Here is a 22,059-nt window from a genome sequence, read left to right on the forward strand (position 1 = left end):
ATGAAAAGCCATCTCGTTCACGGCGTCGCGATCTGCGCGCTTCTCGGCGCCGCGGCGCCGGCCTTGGCGCAGACGTCGAGCGAGCCGGCGGCGTCGGTCGACGCGGTCGTCGTCACCGGCATTCGTCGCGCCAACATCAAGGCGATCGACAGCAAGCTGAAGGCCAGCGGCGTCGTCGACGTCGTCAGCTCCAACGAAGTCCAGGCCCTCCCGGACCTGACCATCGTCGAGGCCCTGCGCCGCGTCCCGGGCCTGTCGGTCCTGCCGGCCACCGACAACGAGCACCCGCGTGACGAAGCCGCCACGCCGGTCATCCGGGGCCTTGGCCCGGCCTACAACAACGTCACGATCGACGGCTCGCCGATCGCCTCGCCGGGCACGCCGAACGGCAACCTGGGCTCGATCGGCCGCGGCGTCCGCCTCGACATCCTGCCCTCGTCGATGATCAGCGAGATGGCGGTGACCAAGACCTTCACCGCCGACCTCGACCCCAACGCCGTGGGCGGCGCGATCGACCTGCGCACGCGAAGCGCCTTCGCCGGCGGCGGCAAGCCGTTCTTCACCTTCGAGCTCGCCGGCGGCGGCGCCAACGACCAGGGCCTGCCGCGCAAGCAGTCGCCGATCGGCGGCCGCGCGCAGACCACCGGCAGCTTCACGTTCGGTCCGGACGGCAAGTACGGCCTGACCGCCTCGGCCAACTATCAGAAGCTGGACACCTTCACCGAGACCCACATGACCACCGACACGGTGCATGCGGGCTTCTATAACGACGCCGGCGTCCTGCAGAGCGGCGAGAACCTGGGCAACGGGTTCGCCGTGCCGCAGCAGGACAAGTACTGGTACGTCCAGGACCGCCGCGCCCGCTACGGCCTAACCCTGAAGGGCGAGGCCAATTTCACCGACGCGCTCTACGGCTTCGTGACCGGCGGTCTCTACCGCTTCCAGGACACGATGGAGCGCAACGAGCTGATCCTCGACTCCAACCAGCGCGGGGTGGTGCTGAACCAGACCGCCACCAGCGGCCAATACGCCAAGGGCGACGTCGAGGTCGGCTTCGAACACGCCAACATCATCACCAACACCCAGCTGATCCAGGCCGGGCTGGATTGGAAGATCGCCGACGATCAGGTGCTCAGCGCCCGCGGCGCGATCTCGCGCGCGACCTATCGCGAGCCGATCACGATGATCAAGTACATCACCAACGCCGCCTATGGCGCGCCGGGGACCAGCACCGGGGCCACGGTTGTCCCGACCGCCGCCTACGCCTTCACCTACGACACCAGCCGGTTCAATCAGCGGTTCAACATGAACCCGGCGGCGTTCTACGATCTCACGGCCTACCGGGCCTTCTACTACCGTCCGGACTACAAGCGCTCGGCCAGCGACAACATCTACAGCGGTCGTCTGGACTGGCGGAAGAACCAGGGCCGCGACGCGCGGGGCTGGGGCTTCGCGGCGGGCGCCAGCTACACGCAGGACACCCCCGAATACAACGTCTACCGGGTCGAGTACGGGCCCAACGCCAACGCGACCCCGTTCACCCTGGCCACCGCGGCCGGTCCGGCGGGCGCGCCGCTGCGCTATTCCGACGGCCTGTTCCTGCTGACCCTGGATCCGGTGAAGGCCGCCGCCCAGTGGGAAGCCGCCCGCGCCGCCGGCGTCCTCAACCGCACCGACCAGAGCAACTTCAGCAACCAGGACAATTTCGAGCACCGCGAGCGGACGCTCGGCGCCTATGGCGTCGTCAACTACGCCACCGACAAGCTGAAGGCGCAATTCGGGCTGCACGAGGACTCCACCCGCCAGGACACCACCGGCCGCGCCCGCGTCGCGGGCGTGTGGACCAAGCTGGCGACCAAGTCGTCCTACGACTTCCTGCTGCCGTCGGCCCTGGTGACCTATGACATCACGCCGACCATCGACGTGCGTCTGGGCGCCAGCCAGACCATCGGCCGGCCCAGCTATGACAGCTACGCGGCCCGGACCGCGATCAACTTCACCCAGGCCACCGACAAGGGTAACCCCAACGCCACGGGCGTGAGCGTCACGGTCGGCAATCCCGACATCAAGCCGCGCCTGTCGACCAATCTCGACCTGGCGTTCGACTGGCGCCTGTCCAACCGCTACGGCGGGCTGGTGTCGGTCGCGGTGTTCGACAAGGACATCAAGGACGAGATCTTCAACGCCGCTTCGCAGGGCTTCACCTATGACGGCGTGACCTATGTCAACGCGGTGGTCACCCGGCCGGTCAACGCCAGCAAGGCCTCGGTGCGCGGGGTCGAGGCGAACCTGATCGTCAACTCGTTGGAATGGATCCACCCCTGGCTGAAGAACGTCGGCGTCAGCGGCAATCTGAGCCAGCTGGACGGCGAGCTGAAGGTGCTGCGCTCGAACGGCGTCGGCCGCACGCTCGACCGCCTGACCGGCCAGCCCGACGAGACCCGCAACGCGACGATCTTCTATAGCCACGCGGGTCTGGAGCTGCGGGCCGCCTATAACCACCAGGGCAGGGCGCTGCGCTCGATCACGCCCGACATCGCCTGGCAGGACCTCTACTGGGCTCCGCGCGATCAGGTGGACGCGCAAGCGACCTACGAAGTGCGTCCGGGCCTGACGGTCTACGGCCAGGCCAGCAACCTGACCCACACCCGCATGACCAGCCTGTATGGCCCGGGGAAGAACCTGCTGAAGGACACCTATTCGGTGCCGACGGTCTTCTGGCTGGGGGTGCGGTTCACGCCGCGCTTCTAGAGCGTGATAGCCGAAAGCGTGAGCGGTTTCGGCGGCTAGCACGCTCTAGCGAGCGACCGGCGCGCGGTCCGACCGCGCGCCCCGCGGAGCGACGTTTCACCCCCGAGCGTCGCTCCGCATCCTTCCTCCAAATCTCGACGCCTCGGAGATGGCTGTCATGCGCGAATCCACGGGCCGGCTTCTTGGGCTCCTCACGATGCTTATCGCCGGCGGTCTGGCCTCGACCGCGCAAGCCTCGCCCGCCGAGGCGCTGCGCAAGCTGAACGATCCGAACGGCGGCGTCTTCGTGGTGGCGCATCGCGGCTGCCACAATCCCGCGCCGTCGCGCGGTCTCTATGATCCGACCCCGGAGAACTCGCTTCAGGCCATGGATCGCTGCGTGGCGCTGGGCGTCGACATGGTCGAGACCGACGTCCGGCGCACCAAGGACGGCGTGCTGGTGATCATGCACGACGAGACGGTCAACCGCACCACCAACGGCGCTGGGCGGGTGGCGGACATGACCGTCGCGGAGTTCAAGCGCCTGCGCCTCAGGCAGAACTTCGGCGGCGCCATGTCGCCGATGCTGACCGACGAGGCGCCGTCGACCTTGGACGAGTTCATGGCGCACGCGCGCGGCCGCATCATGCTGAACCTCGACATCAAGGAGCCGATCTACGCCGAAGTCGCCGCGGCGGTGACCAAGGCGGGGCTGGCCGACCAGATGCTGGTCAAGGCCGACGCGCTGCCCGACGCGCTCCCCCTGGTCGACCAGGCGCCCTATCGCGACACCCTGTTCATGCCGATGCTGAACACCCTGAGGACGGGGCCCGGCGCCGATCTCGCCGCGATCCTGAAGGCTCAAGCCTCGGGCCATCGGCGGATCTCCGCGGTCGAACTCGTCTTCCTGCGGCCGGAGAGCTTTCCGACGGTCAGCTTGGCGGCGCGCGAGGCCGGCGTCAGGCTCTGGAACAATACGCTGACGGCTGTCGGCGTGCTGGGCGTCGTCGGCTACGGCGGCGACCTCGACGCGCTCCGCGCGCCCGACCGCGTCTGGGGGCGGCAAATCCGGGCGGGGATCAGCGTCTTCCAGACGGACGAGCCCGCCGCGCTGCTGGATTATCTCGCCGCCGCGTGACCGAGATCGCCTGGCTGGACCGCGCCTCGATCTGATCGCCACCCGAAGCGGGGTGACGGCCATACCGGCGCGCGCTCGATGTCGGCCGGCCGACACAAGATTGTCGCAAGCGCGCACTAGCGATGCCGCGAGGGTAGGGGAGAGCGGGCTATGCGGCTGTTCAAATCGGGCTTCGGACGTCCAGCGGCGCCGATCGTCTCGGCGCTTGCGTGCTGGGCGCTTTTGACGCCGGCGCAAGCCGCGGTGAACGCGAACGCCCCAACGCCCTTGCCCACGGGGCAGATGCTGACGCCGCTGGCCGCGCCCGGCGCGGTCTTCGAGCCGCTTCCGGCCCGCATCGGTCCGCTCCCCGAGACCCTGGCGGACGGCGCCTCGGCCATCGTGGCGAGCCCCGACGGCCGCGAGGTTCTGGTGCTGACCAGCGGCTACAACCGCGTGAACGGCCCCGACGGCAAGATCATCGCCGGGCAATCCAAGGACTATGTCTTCCGGTACGCGGTCGAGCCCACCGGCGCCCGCTTCGTGGAAACGGTTCAGACGCCCAACAGCTTCTCCGGCGTCGCCTGGACGCCGAACGGCGACGGCTTCATCGTCGGCGGCGGCGTGGACGACGTGGTCCATCGCTTCGTCCGCGCCCCCGAGGGGTTCCGCCCCGCGCCGGGCGGCCCCGTCGCGCTGGGTCACGCCCAAGGCAATGGCGTCAAGGTGAAGCCGGAAGCCGCCGGCGTCGCGGTCAGCCCCGACGGCGCCCGGGCCCTGGTCGCCAACTACTACAACGACTCGGTCAGCCTGATCGACCTGGCCAAGGGCGCGGCGGTGTTCGAACGCGATCTGCGCCCGGGCAAGATCGACCCCGCCCAGGCGGGAGCGCCGGGCGGCGAATTCCCGTTCGCCGTAGTGTGGACCGACGCGTCTCACGCGGTGGTCTCGGCCCCGCGCGATCGACAGCTGGTGCTGCTGCGGGTCACGGCGGACGGCGTCGAGGTGACCGGCCGGATCGCCACGATCGGCGAGCCCACCGCGCTGCTCTGGGACGGCAAGGCCCGCCGGCTCTACGCCACCGAGGACAACGCCGACCGCGTCGCGGTGGCCGATGTCGACGCGGGCCGGCTGGTCGCGGAGTGGAAGCTGGCGCTGCCCGGCCTCGACCCGTCCGTGGGCAAGGGCCTGAACCCCAACGGCCTGGCGCTGACGCCGGACGGGCGCCTGCTGGTCACCCTGGGCGGCGTCAACGCGCTGCTCGTCCTGTCGGCGGACGGCAAGACCGAAGGCGCCGTTCCCACCGGCTGGTATCCGAGCGGCGTGGCGTACGACGCCGCGGCCGGGCGGGTCTTCGTGATCAACCGCAAGAGCCCGCCGGGACCCAATCCGCGCGGTTGCGGACCCAAGGTGGCGTCCATCAAGTCGCAGGCCAGCGCCTGCGGCTCCGCCAACCAGTATGTGTTCCAGCTTGAAAAGGCCGGCCTGCTGACCTTCCCGCTGCCGTCGGGCGCCGCCCTGGCCCGGACCACCGCGCAAGTGGCCAAGAACCTGGGCGCGGACATGGCGCGCGAGCGCGCGGCGGCCGCCAAGACCATGGCGGAACTGCGCAAGCGCATCAAACACGTGGTGTTCATCGTCAAGGAGAACCGCACCTATGATCAGGTGCTCGGCGATCTGCCGGTGGGCAACGGCGACCCCAGTCTCGCGATCCTCGGCCGGCGCCTGACCCCCAACCACCACCGGCTGGCCGAACAGTTCGTCACGCTCGACAATTTCTACGACAGTGGCGAGCAGTCGAGCACGGGCTGGACCTGGACCACCGCCGCGCGCGCGCCGGACCTTCTGGAGAAGACCGCGCCGGTGAACTATTCGGGACGCGGGCTGTCCTATCACGCCGAGCAGGCGGACCGGAACGTGCCGACGGCGCTGAGCCTGGCCGAGCGGCGGGCGACCAATCCGGCGACGCCGAACGATCCGGACCTGATGCCCGGCAAGGCCCTGCTCACCGCGCCCGACGCCGACGGCGACGACGACGACGCCAAGGGCGCCGGCTTCCTGTGGAGCGCGGCGATCAAGGCGGGCGTCTCGGTGCGCAATTACGGCATGGCCGACGCTTCGGTGTACGATCAGGGCGAGCCGGGCGACGTCGCGCCCCTGCGCGAACCCTGGAAGACGCGCACGCGCATCCACACCGCCAGCGACAAGCTGCTGGCGACCCGCAGCGATCCCTATTTCCGCGGCTTCGATCAGCGTCTGGCCGACTATTGGCGCGTGATGGAGTGGCGGCGCGAGTTCGCGCAACAGGTCAAGAGCGGCGCCATGCCCAGGCTCACGCTGCTGCGCCTGAGCCACGATCACTTCGGCGACTTCAAGGACGCGCTGGACGGGGTCAACACGGTCGAGACCCAGATGGCCGACAACGATTTCTCGGTCGGTCTCGTGCTGGAGTCCCTGGCCAAGAGCCCGTTCGCCAAGTCGACCGTCGTGTTCATGATCGAGGACGACGCGCAGAACGGCGCCGACCACGTCGATGCGCGTCGGTCGATCGCCTTCGTGCTGGGCGCCTATGTGCGCCAGAAGGCGGTGGTCTCGACGCGCTACACCACGGTGAGCATGGTGCGCTCGATCGGCGATCTGCTGGGCCTCAAGCCGCTGAGCCTAAACGCGCGGATGGCCGCGCCCATGGCCGACGTCTTCGACCTGAAGCAGTCGCCGACCTGGACCTATCAGGCGGTCGCGTCCGACGTGCTGAAGGCGACGGGCCTGCCGATCCCCGCCGATCGGTTCGAGCCGACACGGACGAGCCAGGCCTGCCCGGTGCGCGACGCCGCCTACTGGGCCGAGGCCATGGCCGGCCAGAACTTCGCCAAGGAGGATCGGCTGGACACCGCGCGGTTCAACGCGGCCCTGTGGCGGGGGCTGGGAACTGGTCCCGAGCCGATCGTGCGGACCGGCGAGAACCTGGCGCGCGATCGCGACGCCCTGCTCTCGAAACAGCCCGTCTGCCGCTGAGCGGCGGCGGATCGGCCCCTCGCTTCGCTCAGTCCAGATCGGTCTGGCGCACGGCGAGGGTCGCGACGACGTCGCCGTCGCGGATCGTGAGGCAGCGCGACGCGTGGTCACGGCAGCGCGCGAAAAGGTCGCCGCCCTCGGCCCGCGTGGCGATGTCGCGCGCCTCGTAGAGACGGGCGCGCCCCGTGCGCTTGGCGTGGGCTTCCTTGGCGGTCCACAGCGCGAGGGCCAGCCGGGGCTGGCCGGCGATCCGCTCGCGTTCCGCCGGCGTGAAGGCGTCGTCCGGCGGGGGGTCTTGATCGACGCGCTCGAGGTCGACGCCGACCGGCTGTCGGGCCACGGCGACGGCCAACCGGGGCCAGCGGGCGCTCAGGCTGACGTGCCAGCCGTCGGGGCTCATGACGAGCGGCGCGCCGAGCGTCGAGCGGCCGATGACGACGGCGTCGGGGTGCAGATCGGCCAGGCCGGCGATCAGCCCCTTCACCAGACGCCGCCGCGCCAGCCGCGACGCGGCGTCGGCGCGTCCGGCGAAGTCCGCGTAGTCGGCCGGCGTCAGCGCGGCGCGCGCCATCAAGGACTCGGCCTCGGCGCTGTCCAGCGACGTCAGCCAGGCGAAGGGTTGGGCCGCCCGGACCGGGAGGTCCAGCGGCCCGACGATCCAACTCACCGCGCCGCGATCCGCGCGGGCGAGCCTTCCCACGAGGTGCCGGCGGGCAGCAGCTCGCCCTTCATCACCACCGACAGGTCCCCGAGCATCGCGTCGTCGGCCAGTTCGGCGTCATAGAGAACCACCGCGTAGGATCCGATCGTGACCCGATCGCGGACCTGGACGCCGCTGACCTTCATGACCCGGTCCTCGAAGAGGTGGGTCTGCAGGCCCCCGAAGTCGTTGATCGCCACGTCGTCGCCGATCTCGACGAGGTCGTGCTCGGTGACGTCGGTCGTGTCGAGATAGCCGCGCTTGCCGATCTTGCAGCCCATCAGGCGAAGATAGACCGCGAGCCAAGGCGTGCCGCGCAACGGCTCCAGCAGATTGGTGACCGCGAGGTTCTCGTAGGTGGCCGTGACCAACTCGGTGCGCCAGACGAAGGTGCTCCACAGCGGTTGGATCGTCGGCTTGTAGCGTCCGATCACCAGCCACTTCAGCGCGACCACGAAGAGACCGGCGGCGAGCGCGAACCCTATGTAGAGGAACGGGAAGCTGAGCGCGATGAGCAAGGCGCCGTTGGGGAGGTCGTCGAGATCGCCGACCACCGAGAGCAGGACGGAAAACAGCGCCAGGAACACCGTCAGGGACAGGATCACCCTCACGAACTCGATCGAGAGACGCGTGGCCACCAGACGCTTGGACGGGTTGAACCGGGCGCCCTCGTCGAACAGGCCGACGACTTGCCGGCTGGGCAGCGAGATCGGCGGCGAGCCGAACCAGGTGCCGCCGGGCTTGGCGGCCTCGCCCTGTTCCGGCGGCTTGGACAGCACCCCGATCAGCACCTCGTCGCCGATGCTCGCGCCGGTCGGCAGGAGGGCGGAGTTGCCGATGAAGCTGCGCCGGCCGATGCGGGTGTGCTCCAGGCGAATGGCGCCGGGCTCCACGCGCGCCGCGCCGAACTGAACCGCGTCGGCGATGAAGCTTTCGGGCCCGATCTCGACGAGGTCCGGCACGATCTTGGCGGCGGTCGAGATCTCGGCGCGGCGGCCCACCTTGACCCCCAGCGCCCGGTACCAGGGCAGGACATAGAGCGTCGCGTAGATCGGATGCAGCAGCCGCAGCGCCAGGTCGTTGATCTGCTGCACGAACCAGAACCGCACGTAGAACAAAGAGTTCAGGCTGTACCGGCCCGGCTTGACCTTGCCCAACAAGACCTGTTTGGCGAACACCGTCAGGACGCACATCATCACGACGTAGGTGATGGCCAGCAGGGGCGCGACCGCCAGGTAGCCGTAGTCGTCCGTCCGCCAGTCAAGCTCGATCATCATCACCAGACCTGGCGCGATCGGCAAAATGGCCATCAGCGGCAAGAGCAAGGCCCCCAGCATCAGGGCCAGGGTCGCGCGTCCCCGCGTGAAGGCGGTTTCGGCGGGCGCATCGCGATGCTCGGCGACCCGTCCCGTCGGTTGGGCGGGCGAGCCGTCCCAGATCTCGCCGGCGGGCACGTGCTGACCCGCGCCGAGGGCCGAGAGGTCCTCGAGCATCGCGCCCTCGCCCAGCGAGGAGTCGCGGCCCATCACGGCCATCGATCCCACGAAGGCGCGGGGTCCGATCGTCACGGGCCCCAGATGCAGCATGCCCCGCTCGACGGCGCTGGTCGCCAGCAGCGCGTCGTCGCTGAGGATCGCGCCATCGCCGAGGGTCACCAGATCCGCCGCGTCGATATGGCCCTGACCGATGAAGGCGCCCTTGCCGATCTTGGCGCCCAGGAAGCGGTAATAGACGCGGATCATCGGCGTCCCGGCCATGTAGGGCGTGGCGATCACCTCCGAGAACCGTCTGACGAACCACCAGCGGAAATAGTAGGCGCCCCACAACGGGTAGCTGCCCGCGCGGTAGCGGCCGATCACCAGCCACTTCACCGCGACCGAGACCGCCACGGCCAGCGGCGGGATCAGGATGAAGCTGAGACCGCTCAGCAGCAGCGCGGTGACCTTCGACATGTTGCCGTCGAGGTGCGTGTAGGTCAGGTAGGGGAAGAACCACTGCAGCCCCGCCACCGCGTAGATCGGGATCAGCGCCAGGGTCTGGGCGACGTAACAGGCCCAGCGCTTCCAATCGGCGATGCGATGGAAATCCTCGGGCGCGTGGCGCTTGCTGGACGTCCGTTCGCCGAGCCGGCCGGCCAGGCCGCGAATGGTCGGGGCGGCATAGAGGTCCTGGATCGAGACGCCCTCCAGGCCCGGCAGCTTGCGGATAGCCGAGACCAGGCGCGCCGCCTTCAGGGAGTGCCCCCCCAGGTCCTCGAAGAAGTCCTCCAGCACCGAGACCTTGCGGGGCGCGAACGCCTCGGCCCAGACGGCGTGCAGGGTCTCTTCCATCGGCGTGGCCGGCGGCTCGACGTCGCCTTCGGCTTGGACGTCGGCCCGCGGTCGAACCAGCGCCTTGCGATCGACCTTGCCCGAGGCCGGCAGCGTCGGCAGCGCCTGCAGTTGCTGATAGGCCGCCGGGCGCATGTAGTTGGGCAGCCGGTCTCTGACCCGCGCGCGGATCGGCTCCAGGTCGATGACCGCGCCGCTTCGGGCGACCACGAAGGCGGCCAGCATCTCGCTGCCGTCCTCGTCCTGGAACAGGTGCGCCACCGCCTGGGCCACCGCCGGATCCTCGGCGATGACCGACTCGATCTCGCCAAGCTCCACCCGGAAGCCGCGGATCTTCACCTGGGTGTCGATGCGGCCCAGGAACTCGATGTCGCCGACCGCGTCGAGCCGCACGAGATCGCCGGAGCGATAGACCCGCGTCGGCGCGCCGTCCGGGGTCTTGAACGGCGTGGTCACGAACTTGGCCTCGGTGAGGTCGGGCCGGTTGACATACCCCTGGCCGACCCCGGGGCCGCCAATGATCAACTCGCCCTCGGACCCCGCCGGCACCGGCCACAGCGCCTCGTCGACGATCCAGGCGGCGTAGCCGGGCAACGGCCGGCCGATCGTCACGCGCTGACCTGGCTGCAGCTCGGTCCAGGTGGCCGTGACCGTCGTCTCCGTGGGGCCATAGGTGTTGAGCAGCCGCAGCCCGGGCTTGGCCCAGCGCCCGACCAGCTCCGGCGGACAGGCCTCGCCGCCCAGGTTGAGCAGCCGCAAATCGGGCAGCTCATGGTCAACCAGCGACAGCAGGGAGGGCACCGCGTGCCAGACCGTGACGCCGGCCTCCGCCAAGGCGGGGGCCACGTCGGGTCCCGCCTTGGCCAGGGCCTCCGAGGCCACCAGCAAGGTCGCGCCGACGAAGAAGGCGCTCCACATGGTCTCCACCGACATGTCGAAGGCCAGGCTGAAGCCGCCGAAGACGCGGTCTTCCGGATCCAGGGCCAGCACGGCGCACTCGGAACGCACCAGGTGGCAGGCGTTGGCGTGGCTGATCATCACGCCCTTGGGGCGCCCGGTCGTTCCGGAGGTGTAGATGATGTAGGCCAGGTCGTCGGGCTGAACGCCCGTTTGCTCCCGCGTGACGGGGGCGGGGGCATGGGCGGCCAGGTCGCCCAGGGCCTCGTCGAGCGCCAGGGTCGCGACCGGCATCGCCCCGGCCCGCTCGCGCTCCGTCACGACCAGACGCGCGCCGCTGTCCTCGATGATGAAGTCGATGCGATCCTGGGGATAGGACCAGTCGACCGGCACGTAGCAGGCGCCGGCCCACAGGATGCCGAGAATGGCCATGTACTGATCGAGGCCGCGGGGCAGGCAGAGGACCACGCGGTCGCCGCGCGTGACGCCCAAGGTCGCGAGGTGATGGGCGAACCGCAACGCGCGATCCTCGAGTTCCGCGTAACTGATCTCCGCGCGACGCGTGCGGTCGAGCTCGGGCGCCAGGAACCGCAAGGCCCGTCGGGTCGGATGCTGTCGGCAGGTGGCCTCGAAGATTTCGTGGAGCAGCTCGTGGCGCGCATAGGGCTCGCCATCGCGGATCGGCACGGTCGGCGCTATCGGCGCGAACACGGTGTCGTCGGTCAAGGCGCCCGTCGGCGACAGATCATCAGCCATTCGTCACTCATCGTCTCGGCGCGCGGGGCCTGGCAGATTCGCACCCTACTGGGACAGGAATCTGACGTCTGCCACGAGCAGCGTCCACCATGGGGGCGGCGAACTCATTCCGGGAAACGACTCCGGCCGCGCCGAGACGCAGCGGCATGCCAGCCCGGCGCCGACGCCGTCGTTGAGTGCTTTAGTCTAAGCCTCTGGAAGCGCGGCCCCCCGTTGGCTGGGCCGTTGGTCAGGCGATCACGCGGCTTCGCCTCCGCGACGGTCGCGCCGTCGCGGAGGCGTCCGAATCCGCCAAGGCGGGACGCGGTCAGCGCAGATTGCCGCGGGCATAGGCGTCGAACACGCCTTCCGCGCCCATGGCCTGGAAGAAGGCCGCGGAGACCTTGTTCTTGTAGTCGCCGAGCATCGAGGTGATCATCGGCGTCACCACCATCTGATCGATGCCGGCGTTGTTCAGCAACGTCAGGCTGGTGCGCGCGCCAAGCTTGGTGGTCGCCGCGGAAATGTCGACGAGCGCCACCACGTTGAAGCCCTCCTCCTTCGCCGACAGGGCCGGCGGAACGAGGCAAACATCGGTGGTGAGCCCGCCGATCAGCAAGTTATGCTTGCCCGTCGCGCGGACGGCCGCCGCGAAAGCGGGATCGTCCCAGGCGTTGATCACGCCCGTGCGACGAATGCGGGCGGCGTATTCCTGGGGCAGGATCTGCTGGAACTCCGGCAGAAGCGGTCCTTGCGCCTCGGTCTCGAGGCTGGAGGTCAGCACGATCGGCATCCCGGCGGCCTTGGCGAACCGCGCGATCGTGCGCGTCCACATCTTGAGCTGGTCGCGTTCCTCTTGATTGGCGAGTTCGCCCGCCCAGCCGATGGTGCCGACCTGGTGGTCGACCAGGACCAGCGCGGTGTTTTCGGTGGTCAGGGCGCGAAATCCGCTTTTCGGACGCATTCGAGTCTCCTTGGGTTGGGGTTGAGACTGAGCGGCGGCAGGGTCGGCGGCGGCGACCAGAATGGCTCCGGTGGCGGTGGCGATACCGGCGAGAATATCGCGTCTGCCGAGTGTGGGTTCGGCCTGCATGCCTGGCTCCTCAGTGAGCGGTCGTTGATGACCACGCCCGACAGTAGATTGCGCCGGAAACGGCATTAAGATACCTGTACGGCGCTCAGTATGCCGCTCATGGGATAATAGCTTGGACGAGCTGCGCGATATCGCGAGCTTCGTGGAGGTCGCCAGAGCGCGGAACTTCGGCCGGGCGGCGGCGCGTCTGGGCGTTCCGGCGTCGACGCTTTCGCGGCGCATCGCCGAACTCGAGGCCGGGCTCGGCGCCCAGCTGCTGGTGCGGACAACCCGCCGCGTGGATCTGACGGAAGCCGGGGCGCTGTTCCTGTCGCGATGCGAGGACATCGTGGAGGCCGCGCGCGGGGCGCGGGCGGAGCTTTCCGAACTCGTCCACCGACCGCGCGGAACGCTCCGCGTCTCGGTGACGCCGGACTTCGCGACGGCCTTCCTGGCGCTTGTCGTCGTCGACTTCTGCAAGCGCCACCCCGAGATCGATCTGCGGCTGGACCTCAGTCCCCGACGCGCCGACCTGCTGGCCGACGGCGTCGATGTGGCGATCCGCATAGGGACGCCCCAGGAGCCCTATCTTTTCGCGCGCAAGCTGATCTCGGCGCGGCGTGGCCTCTATGCCAGCCCCGCCTACCTGGCGGCGGCGGGCGCGCCCCTGACGCCAATCGACCTGACGCGACATCAGTGTCTCAGCGTCTCGTCCGGACAAGCCGAGCCTTGGGTCCTGCGTCGCGGGGAGGAGCGGGCGGAGATCCCCGTCCGAGGTCCGGTTCAAGCGAACGCCCCCGGCATCATTCTGCGTCTGGCCGCCGGAGGGCTCGGGATAGCCGCGGCCGACGAGGTGATGGCGTCGGCCTACCTGGCGCGCGGAGAGCTGGTCACCGTCCTGCCCGACTGGTCGATCCGCCCGGTCCCGATCCATGCCGTGACCGCGACCAAGGTCTATCCGGTCAAGACCCGGCTGTTTCTCGAGTTCGTCCAGGCGGCGCTGAAGGGGTTTGGCGCCCCCGCCTGATCGCGCGCCGCGACGGGCCGCCGGGGCCTTTGCTCGGCCGACGTCAACAAGTCGTCATACTTTAAACGTATAGAAGAAAACATCTCATTTGCATTTCTTATATGCCTGTTCGCAAGGGGGCTTCGCGAATGGCGCATCGCAAACGGGACCCGGCCTCGCACAACTCTGCCCTGATCCGCCCGCTCTTGGGGCCTTCAGGTCGTTAGCCCACCGGTGATCGCCGGGGGGAGGGGACGGCGCGCGCCTTGAGCGGGCGTCGGGACACAATCAACGGAGTCACCCATGTTCAACCCGCCATCGCGCCTGAAGCTCGCGGCCCTGACCGGCGTCAGCCTATTCGCGCTCGCCGTCGTTCCGGCCGCTCGAGCTCAGACGACGAATAATCAGGCTCAGAAAAACCAGGCTGAACCCACCGACGCCGTCAGCGCGGTGGTCGTCACCGGCCAGCGCCTGTCGACCGTGAACTCGATCCAGGAGCAGAAGAAGGCCACCGGCGTCGTGAACGTCATCTCGGCCGACGACCTGGGCAAGCTGCCCGACGCCAACGTGGCAGACGCCCTGGCGCGCATCCCGGGCGTCAACGTCGTCGTCAACCAGGAGACCGGCGAGGGCGAGTACGTCTCCATTCGCGGCCTGGCCAGCACCTACAACGCCTATTCGATCAACGGCACCCGCGTGGCCTTGACCGACGCCAGCTCGCGCAAGATGTCGATGACGGTGCTGCCGCCCAACGGCCTGAAGGCGATCGCGGTCTATAAGACCCTGACGCCGGACCTGGACGGCGACGCCATCGGCGGCGCGGTCAACTTCGTCACCCCGACCGCCTTCGACTTCCGCAAGCCCACCCTGCGCGTCTTCGCCTCCTACGGCCTCAACGACCGCGCCAAGAAGGACGACGAGCCGGCCGGCAGCGGCCAGATCCAGGTCGACCTCGCGCGCAAGTTCGCCGACGATCGTCTGGGCCTGTTCGGCTCGATCTATTACGGCAAGAGCCACTACACCAACGAAGAGACCGAAAACGACGGCGAGTGGGAGCCCTATCGCTGGCGCAAGAACTCGACCGAGACGATCGACAGCCGCTCGATGTACCTGCCGGGCATCGACCTGGACTTCCGTCGGGGCGAGCAGAAGCGCTTCGGCGGCAACTTCTCGATCGACTATCACGTCGATCATCACGAGTTCTATGTTCGTGGCCAGTACGCCAAGCTGAACCGCAAGGGCACGAACGACTATACCGACGAGCGCAGCCGCACGACCGCGCGTCTGACCCAGGTCAACCTGGAAGACACGACCCTGCTGCAGCCCGAGCAGATGATCATCGGCAAGGACCCGGTGAAGGGCAATATCTACGGCTACACCCTGTCCCAGATCGTCGACGCGGATAAGGACGGCCTCATCACCGACGCCGACCGCAAGTCCAGCAAGTCGTACTGGTCGCTGTTTGGCCGTTCGGGCGTCTGGAACCCCAAGGCTTTCCAGTTCGCCCGCACCTTCGAGACCCAGGATCAGGAGTCGTCGCTCTATACGATCAACGCGGGCGGTCACAGCCGCTTCGAGCGCCTGACGGTCGACTACGACCTCAGCTACTCGTACGGCGAGAAGGGCACGCCGCTCTACTACGGCATCGGCTACAACTGCGACCGGTGCTCGACCGACCCGATGTTCACCTCGACCGGCATCCTGTGGTCGTCGGCCGATCCGCGCTTCCCGCTGGCGCAACTCCCGGCCTACGCCGCCAATGTCGACCGCCGCGACGACCTGCTGCCGTTCGACGGCGCGTCGATGAACAAGGACAAGCAGTCCGACGCCCGCACCGCGCTGAAGGTCGACGCCCGCTACGAAACGAGCGGTCTGGTCGATTACGTCAAGGGCGGCTTCAAATACCTGAAGTCGGAACGCGAATACGACTCCACGCCTATCTGGGAAGGCGACCTCTCCGGCACGCCGCTGAACGGCAAGTCGCTGGCCGGGTCCGGTCTGGTCGAGCGTCAGCTCGATGGCTTGTTCAAGGACCGCTACTATTACGGTTCGATCCTCAGCCGTGACCGCGTCGTCGCCGCCCTGACCGCCGCGCGCGCGGCCAATCCGGTCACCTACTCGACCGCCGACCTCAATCGCGACGACAAGAAGGGCTCGGAAACCATCTATGCCGGCTATGCCCTGGCCCACGTCCGCTCGGGCGACCTCGAGGTCATCACCGGCGCCCGGGTCGAGCACACCAAGGTGGAAACCACGGCGTGGATCGACGACGGCTCCAAATCGGGCTTCGGCAAGACCAGCCGCGACTACACCAATTTCCTGCCGAGCTTCACCGCCGTCTATCGGCAGGGCCAGAAGCTGATCTATCGCGGCGCCGTCTGGACCAGCTTCTCGCGGCCCGAATACGCCAACATCTCGCGCGGCGAGAGCGTGACCCGCGATCCGGCGACCAAGGAAATCATCGCCATCAGCCGCGGCAATCCGGACCTCAAGCCCGGCGAGTCGCTCAATTTCGACCTTTCGGCGGAATACTATCCGGATCGTTCCAGCCTGGTGTCGATCGGCGTTTTCCACAAGAAGATCAAGAACTTCATCTTCACCAACGGCCGTTCGGTCAATGCCGACACCAAGGAAGGCACGATCACCATCACTCAGCCGCAAAACGGCGAGAAGGCGACCCTGACGGGCGTGGAACTGAACCTGATCAAGTCGTTCGACGGCCTGGGGGCCCCGTTCGACGGCTTCGGCGTCGAGGCCAATATCACCTCGCAGACCTCGTCGGCGGAGACCGGCCTCGACTATCGCCGCGGCCATCCGATCTCGTTCCTGCAGGCGCCGGACCTGATCTACAACACCTCGCTGACCTACCAGAAGTACGGCATCGAGGCCAAGCTCAGCTACCAGTATCAAGGGGCCTATATCGAAGACACGCGGGACAACGCGGTCGACAAATGGGTTCAGCCCAACAAGTCGCTCGACCTGCACACCCGCTACAACATTCGCCCCGGCATGACGGTCGATTTCGACGTTCAGAACATCCTGGACGGTCACCGCTATTACACGACCAAGGGCAAGAACCCGAGCTACCAGAAGGACTACATGGAGCCCGGGCGTAACTTCATCCTGCGCGTCGCCTACGCCTACTGATTTCGGTTTATCCCTGACCTCGCCCTTCCGGCCCCGCCGGAAGGGCTCTTCTTTGGGCGGGGGGCAAGTGCCTGTTTCGCAAGGCAAAGCCTGTTTCGGTCCGGTGTCCTGATTTATATGCTCCGTCCGGCCCGTTCGAAGAGAGAATCATGACCGTTTCGCCTGACGACAGCGCCGAGCGTAGCCGCCGCCGCGAGACCGGCAGTCTTTCGATCGGGGCCCTGAAGGCCTTCGTCACCGTCGTCGACCAGGGCTCGTTCTCGCGCGCCGCCGCCGTGCTGGGCGTGTCGCAGCCCAACATCTCCAACCAGATCAACGCGCTGGAGCAGATCTGCGGGGTTCGCCTGCTGAACCGGCGCACCCAGAACCAGAACCTCACCGACGCCGGGCGCGAGCTCTATACGCGCGCGCGGCTGGTCATCAGCCGCGTCGACGACTTCGAGATGACCGCCAACCTGTTCAGCGGGTTGAAGCGCGGGCGCATGTCGATCGGCTTCTCGACGCCGCCGGCGGCCATGCAACTGATCAGTCAGTTCCGGCGCACCTATCCGGACATCGAGATCACCACCCGCCTTGGCAATACGCGGTCCCTCACCCAGGACGTGATGGAGTGCCGCGCCGACGTGGCGATCATCTCGCTGCTGGAGCCGGATCCGGTGCTGGCCTGCCATCTGGTGTTCGAACAGTCGCTGAACCTGATGGTGCCCGTCGACCATCCCTTCGCCCAGCGCGACCACATCGAGGCCCGCGAACTGGGCGGCCTGCCACTGGTGCTGCGGGAGGAGGGGTCGGTCACCCGCGCTCTGACCGAGATCGCGCTGGGCCGGGGCGCGGCCAGCGTCGAAAGGGGCTTCATCGTCGAGAGCCGCGAGGCGGTGAAGGAAGCCACGGCGCACGGCATCGGCTTCGGCTGCATTCTGGACGGCGAGACAGGACACGACGCCCGGCTCAAGGCGCTGCCGGTCCATGGCATGCCCCGAACGGGGGGCGTCTACATTGTCACCTTGCGGGAAAACATGGAAATTCCAGCGGTTTCCGCCTTTATCCGCCTTGCCGGCCTGCGGGGAAGCGCATAATAACTATATTAAATATCATCCGTAGATGGATTTAATATTTCTATGACAGCGCCTTCCGCCGCCGAGGCCTTGCATCAGGAAATCCGGGACATCTATCTGGGCAACGCCCGGCGTCCCTACGGCCTATATGGCATCAATCAGTTGCAGCACGCCTTGCAATCGGCCGCCCACGCCGAGGCCCAGGCCCTGTCGTCGTCCATGGTCATGGCCTGCCTGCTGCACGACGTCGGGCACATGATCCACGACCTGGGCGAGGCGCCGGCGGAAGACGGGGTCGACGACCTGCACGAGGCGCTGGGCGCGGCGTGGGCGGCCGAACGCTTTCCGCTCGCGGTCAGCGAACCGATCCGCCTGCATGTGGCCGCCAAGCGCTATCTGTGCAGCGTCGAGCCCGGCTACCAGGACGGCCTGTCCAAGGATTCCCGGATTTCCCTGGCGCTGCAGGGCGGCGTGATGGGCAATGCCGAGCAGATCGATTTCCTCAACGAGCGTTTCGCGGATCAGGCCATCGCCCTGCGGCGCATCGACGAGCTGGCCAAGGACAAGAACGCCGTCACCGACGAGCTCGAGGTCTTCCTGCGCCGTCATCTGGCGGCGGCCCTCGTCGCGGACGTCAGTCCCGCCTGATCGTCACACGATTATAGTAATTCAGAATTATAATTATATGCATATAATCTAGTGTTATAGATATCGGGGGCCGGATGACTTCCAGACTTACGCGCGGCCTGGCCCGGTCCGGGCCTGGGTGGGTGGCCGTCTACGCCCTCGCGGCGGCCTTCACGACCTACTTCTGCATGTACGCGTTCCGGAAGCCCTTCGCCGTGGCCAGCTATGCGGGCGTCTCGGGCTGGCCGTTCGCGATCGACTTCAAGATCGCCCTCGTGATCGCCCAGGTCATGGGCTACGCCCTGTCCAAGATGGTGGGCGTCAAGGTGGTCAGCGAGGCCAAGCCGCAGCGCCGGGCGCTGCTGATCGTGGGCTTCGTGCTCGCCTCCTGGCTGGCCCTGATCCTGTTCGCCGTCCTGCCCGCGCCGCTGAAGGTGGTCGCCATCTTCCTGAGCGGCCTGCCGCTGGGGATGATCTGGGGGCTGGTGTTCGGCTTTCTGGAGGGACGTCGCGCCACCGAATGGCTGGGCGCGGGTCTCTGCGTCAGCTTCATCGTCTCGTCGGGCGTGGTGAAGTCCGTCGGCCGGGCGCTGGTGGTGGATTACGGCGTGCCGGAGCTGTGGATGCCGGCGGCCACCGGCGCGCTGTTCCTGCCGCTGCTGGCCCTGTCGGTATGGATGCTGTCCCAGACCCCGCCGCCGGACGCCCGCGACGTGGCCGAGCGCATGGAGCGCCAGCCCATGTTCCGCGAGGAGCGGCGGGCCTTCTGGACCCGCGCGGGCCTGGGCCTGGCGCTGCTGATCGTCGCCTATGTCGTGCTGACGGCCCTGCGCGACTTCCGCGACAACTTCGCCGTCGAGCTGTGGGACGCGCTGGGCTATGGCGGCGAGCCGGCCATCTTCAGCCTCTCCGAGCTGCCGATCGCCGCGCTGATCCTGCCGCTGTTCGGCCTGACGGCGCTGATCCGCGACAATCGCCGCGCGGTGCTGGTCTATCACGTGATGATCATCGTCGGCGCGATCCTGGTCGCGCTGGCGACCCTGGCCTGGCAGGCGCATCTGCTGAGCCCGCTGTGGTGGATGATCGCCGTCGGGGCCGGGGTCTATCTCGGCTACATCCCGTATAACGCCGTCCTGGCCGACCGGCTGACCGCCGCGCTCGGCCTGCCGGGGAACGCGGCCTTCTTCATGTATCTGGCCGACGCCTCCGGCTACGGCGGCAGCGTCGCGCTGATGCTGCTGAAGAACTTCGGCCTGTCCCTGAGCTGGCTCGGCTTCTTCACCGGTCTCTGCTACGCGGCCGCCGCCATCGTGGGCGTCGCGACCATGGGCTCGGCCCTCTACTTCGCCCTGAAGGTCTTCCGCGAATGACCTCGACCCGCCGCCCCGTTTCCGCCGACCGCCGCCAGGTCCTGAAGGCGCTGGGCGCCGCGGGCCTGAGCGCCGCCACCCTGGCCACGCTGGAAAAGGCGATGGCCACCCCGGCCCACAACCGCACCGGCACGATCATGGACGTCGAGCACGTCGTGATCCTGATGCAGGAGAACCGGGCCTTCGACCACTATTTCGGCAGCTTCCCCGGCGTGCGCGGCCTGGGCGATCCGCGTCCCCTGCGCCTGCGCAACGGCCACACCGTCTGGCGCCAGCCCAGCGACCAGCATCCGGACGGCTATGTCCAGCCCTACTGGGCCGATTCCAAGAGCGCCAACGCCTATGTGGTCGACGGCGGCGATCAGGGGCACACGGCCGCGACGATCATCGTCAACGGCGGGCGGTTCGATCAGTGGGGCGTGTCGCGCCAGCTGCACAACCGCATGACCTACTACAAGGCCTCGGACCTGCCCTTCTACCACGCCCTGGCCTCGACCTTCACGATCCTGGACGCCTATCACTGCTCGACCCTGACCCAGACCTATCCCAACCGCCTGCACCTGTGGACCGGCTGCAACGGCGGCGGCCGGGTGGGCGGCGATCCGGTGATGAGCAATTACGGCGAGGACGAGACCCCCTCGGCCGACATGGCCACCGATCAGCCGATCAAGGCCTATGAGTGGACGACCTACGCCGAGCGTCTCGAAGCGGCGGGGGTGAGCTGGAAGGTCTACCAGGAATACGACAATTTCGGCGACAACATCCTGTCGGTGTTCAAGCCCTTCCGGCCCTGCGACAAGGCCTCCAACCTCTATAAACGCGGCCGGTCCTGGGTGTCCGAGCACAAGGACGGCCCCGATCGCACCCGCTCGGACGGCCAGCAGCTGGTCGAGGCCTTCCGCGCCGACATCGCCGCCGGCCGCCTGCCGCGGGTGTCGTGGATCGTCACCGCGGCGGCCCTGTCCGAGCACCCGAACTGGACGCCGGCCGACGGCGAGAACCTGACCGCCAAGCTGATCGAGGCGCTGGTCGACCATCCGGAGGTGTTCTCCAAGACCGTCTTCATCCTGAACTATGACGAGGCGGGCGGCCTGTTCGACCACATGCTGCCGCCGATGCCCGCCGCCGACGCCAGCCGCGGCCACAGCGGCGTCAGCGTGGCCGGCGAGTTCAAGGATTACGACAAGCATCCCCACCCCGGCGTGAGCGGCCCGCAGCCCCTGGGCCTGGGCATCCGCGTGCCGGCCATCGTCGTCTCGCCCTGGAGCCGGGGCGGCTATGTCTGCTCGCAGGTGTTCGACCACACCTCGACCCTGAAGTTCCTCGAAAAGCGCTTCGGGGTGAGGGAGCCGAACATCTCCGACTGGCGGCGCGCGGTGTCGGGCGACCTGACGTCGTGCTTCGACTTCAAGACCCCGAACGCCGACACGCGGGGCCTGGCCCTGCCGTCGACCGACGACTACGGCCAGCGCCTGGCCCACGCCGCGCGCCAGCCGGCCCTGAAGATCCCCGCGGTCCAGACCGCCGCCAGCCAGCCAGCCGTGCAAAGGCCCGCGCGGGCTTTGCCCTATCGCCTGGGCGCGGACCTGCGGCCCGAGGGGGAGGGCGTGCTGATCGACCTCGTCAACACCGGCGACCAGGCGGCGGTCTTCTCCGTCCACGATTACGCGCCCTACGGCCTGGGCGCGGCGTGGCACTACACGCTGGTCGCGGGCGAGCGCCACACGGCGGGGCATTGGAACGCGGCCGACAAGGAAGCCTATGACCTGGCCGTGCACGGCCCGAACGGCTTCTATCGCCACTTTCGCGGTCCGAAGCCCAAGGGCCTCGGCGTGCGGGTCGCGCTACGCGAGGCCCCGGAGGCCGGAAAGATCGTCCTGGACCTGCGGAACGACGCCTCGACGGAGGCGGCCCTCGGCCTCGCGATGGATCCGCGCTACCCCGTCGCGCCCGGCGCGGCGCGAACGCAGGCCATCGCCCTGAAGCCCGGCGAGCGGCGCGAGATCGCGCTCGATCTGACCGCCAGCGACCTGTGGTACGATCTCAGCCTGACCGACGCGGCGGGCGCCGACACGCTCTGGCGCTATGCCGGCCACGTCGAAACCGGCAGGCCCAGCCGCACCGATCCCGGCATTGGCGCGATGGTGCTGACGGCGTGATCGCCCGCGTTCGGCGCGAGCGATCGCGAGCCGCGCCGAACGCAAACTGTCACGAAGCCGTGCTAGCGGCGCGGCATGCTCGAGGCGCGTTGGTCATCG

12 protein-coding genes are annotated in these 22,059 nt (G+C 68.2%); 9 read left to right on the forward strand and 3 right to left on the reverse strand.

The annotated features are described in order from the left end of the window. The 3 genes from Q0V34_RS04625 (at window position 1) to Q0V34_RS04635 (ending at window position 6,862) form a co-directional block, all read left to right on the forward strand. The gene (locus Q0V34_RS04625; RefSeq protein WP_297508459.1) at window positions 1-2,751 is read left to right on the forward strand and encodes a TonB-dependent receptor; all 2,751 of its coding nucleotides are present in this window, start codon (window positions 1-3) and stop codon (window positions 2,749-2,751) included. A 196-nt stretch (window positions 2,752-2,947) separates the two neighbouring features. Further along, a complete protein-coding gene (locus tag Q0V34_RS04630) occupies window positions 2,948-3,868 on the forward strand; it encodes a glycerophosphodiester phosphodiesterase family protein (protein WP_297508462.1) in 921 nt (306 codons plus the stop codon). A 150-nt stretch (window positions 3,869-4,018) separates the two neighbouring features. Next, window positions 4,019-6,862 (forward strand): bifunctional YncE family protein/alkaline phosphatase family protein, encoded by a 2,844-nt coding sequence (locus tag Q0V34_RS04635; RefSeq protein WP_297508465.1) that lies wholly within the window; start codon window positions 4,019-4,021, stop codon window positions 6,860-6,862. 28 nt (window positions 6,863-6,890) lie between these two features. On the opposite strand, the gene Q0V34_RS04640 is transcribed toward Q0V34_RS04635, so the two are convergent. From Q0V34_RS04640 to Q0V34_RS04650, 3 genes are all read right to left on the reverse strand, one after another. Further along, window positions 6,891-7,529, reverse strand: a complete 639-nt coding sequence (locus tag Q0V34_RS04640; protein ID WP_297508468.1) for a 4'-phosphopantetheinyl transferase superfamily protein — start codon at window positions 7,527-7,529, stop codon at window positions 6,891-6,893. Then, complete coding sequence (locus Q0V34_RS04645) at window positions 7,526-11,545, reverse strand: Pls/PosA family non-ribosomal peptide synthetase (RefSeq protein ID WP_297508471.1); 4,020 nt, start codon at window positions 11,543-11,545, stop codon at window positions 7,526-7,528. The genes Q0V34_RS04640 and Q0V34_RS04645 overlap by 4 nt, the downstream gene beginning before the upstream one ends. Window positions 11,546-11,852: 307 nt before the next feature. Then, window positions 11,853-12,617 carry an isochorismatase family protein gene (locus tag Q0V34_RS04650; RefSeq protein WP_297508474.1) on the reverse strand — a complete coding sequence of 255 codons (765 nt, stop codon included), beginning with the start codon at window positions 12,615-12,617 and terminating at the stop codon, window positions 11,853-11,855. Between the two features lie 112 nt (window positions 12,618-12,729). Between Q0V34_RS04650 and Q0V34_RS04655 the strand changes: the two genes are divergently transcribed. The 6 genes from Q0V34_RS04655 to Q0V34_RS04680 all read left to right on the forward strand — a co-directional run bounded on the left by Q0V34_RS04655 (window position 12,730) and on the right by Q0V34_RS04680 (window position 21,960). Next, complete coding sequence (locus Q0V34_RS04655; protein ID WP_297508477.1) at window positions 12,730-13,623, forward strand: LysR family transcriptional regulator; 894 nt, start codon at window positions 12,730-12,732, stop codon at window positions 13,621-13,623. Window positions 13,624-13,905: 282 nt separating this feature from the next. Beyond that, complete coding sequence (locus tag Q0V34_RS04660; RefSeq protein ID WP_297508481.1) at window positions 13,906-16,749, forward strand: TonB-dependent receptor; 2,844 nt, start codon at window positions 13,906-13,908, stop codon at window positions 16,747-16,749. Between the two features lie 149 nt (window positions 16,750-16,898). Then, entirely contained in the window at window positions 16,899-17,825 is a 927-nt protein-coding gene (locus tag Q0V34_RS04665) for a LysR substrate-binding domain-containing protein (protein WP_297508484.1), read from the forward strand. Window positions 17,826-17,867: 42 nt separating this feature from the next. Beyond that, window positions 17,868-18,452: a metal-dependent phosphohydrolase gene (locus Q0V34_RS04670; protein ID WP_297508487.1), complete on the forward strand. Its 585-nt coding sequence runs from the start codon at window positions 17,868-17,870 to the stop codon at window positions 18,450-18,452. Window positions 18,453-18,526: 74 nt separating this feature from the next. Continuing rightward, a complete protein-coding gene (locus Q0V34_RS04675; RefSeq protein WP_297508490.1) occupies window positions 18,527-19,801 on the forward strand; it encodes a DUF5690 family protein in 1,275 nt (424 codons plus the stop codon). Continuing rightward, window positions 19,798-21,960: a phosphocholine-specific phospholipase C gene (locus Q0V34_RS04680; protein ID WP_297508493.1), complete on the forward strand. Its 2,163-nt coding sequence runs from the start codon at window positions 19,798-19,800 to the stop codon at window positions 21,958-21,960. The genes Q0V34_RS04675 and Q0V34_RS04680 overlap by 4 nt, the downstream gene beginning before the upstream one ends. Window positions 21,961-22,059 lie beyond the last annotated feature (99 nt).

This window comes from uncultured Caulobacter sp. (genome assembly GCF_947036865.1).
In the GTDB taxonomy this organism is placed as follows: Bacteria; Pseudomonadota; Alphaproteobacteria; order Caulobacterales; family Caulobacteraceae; genus Caulobacter.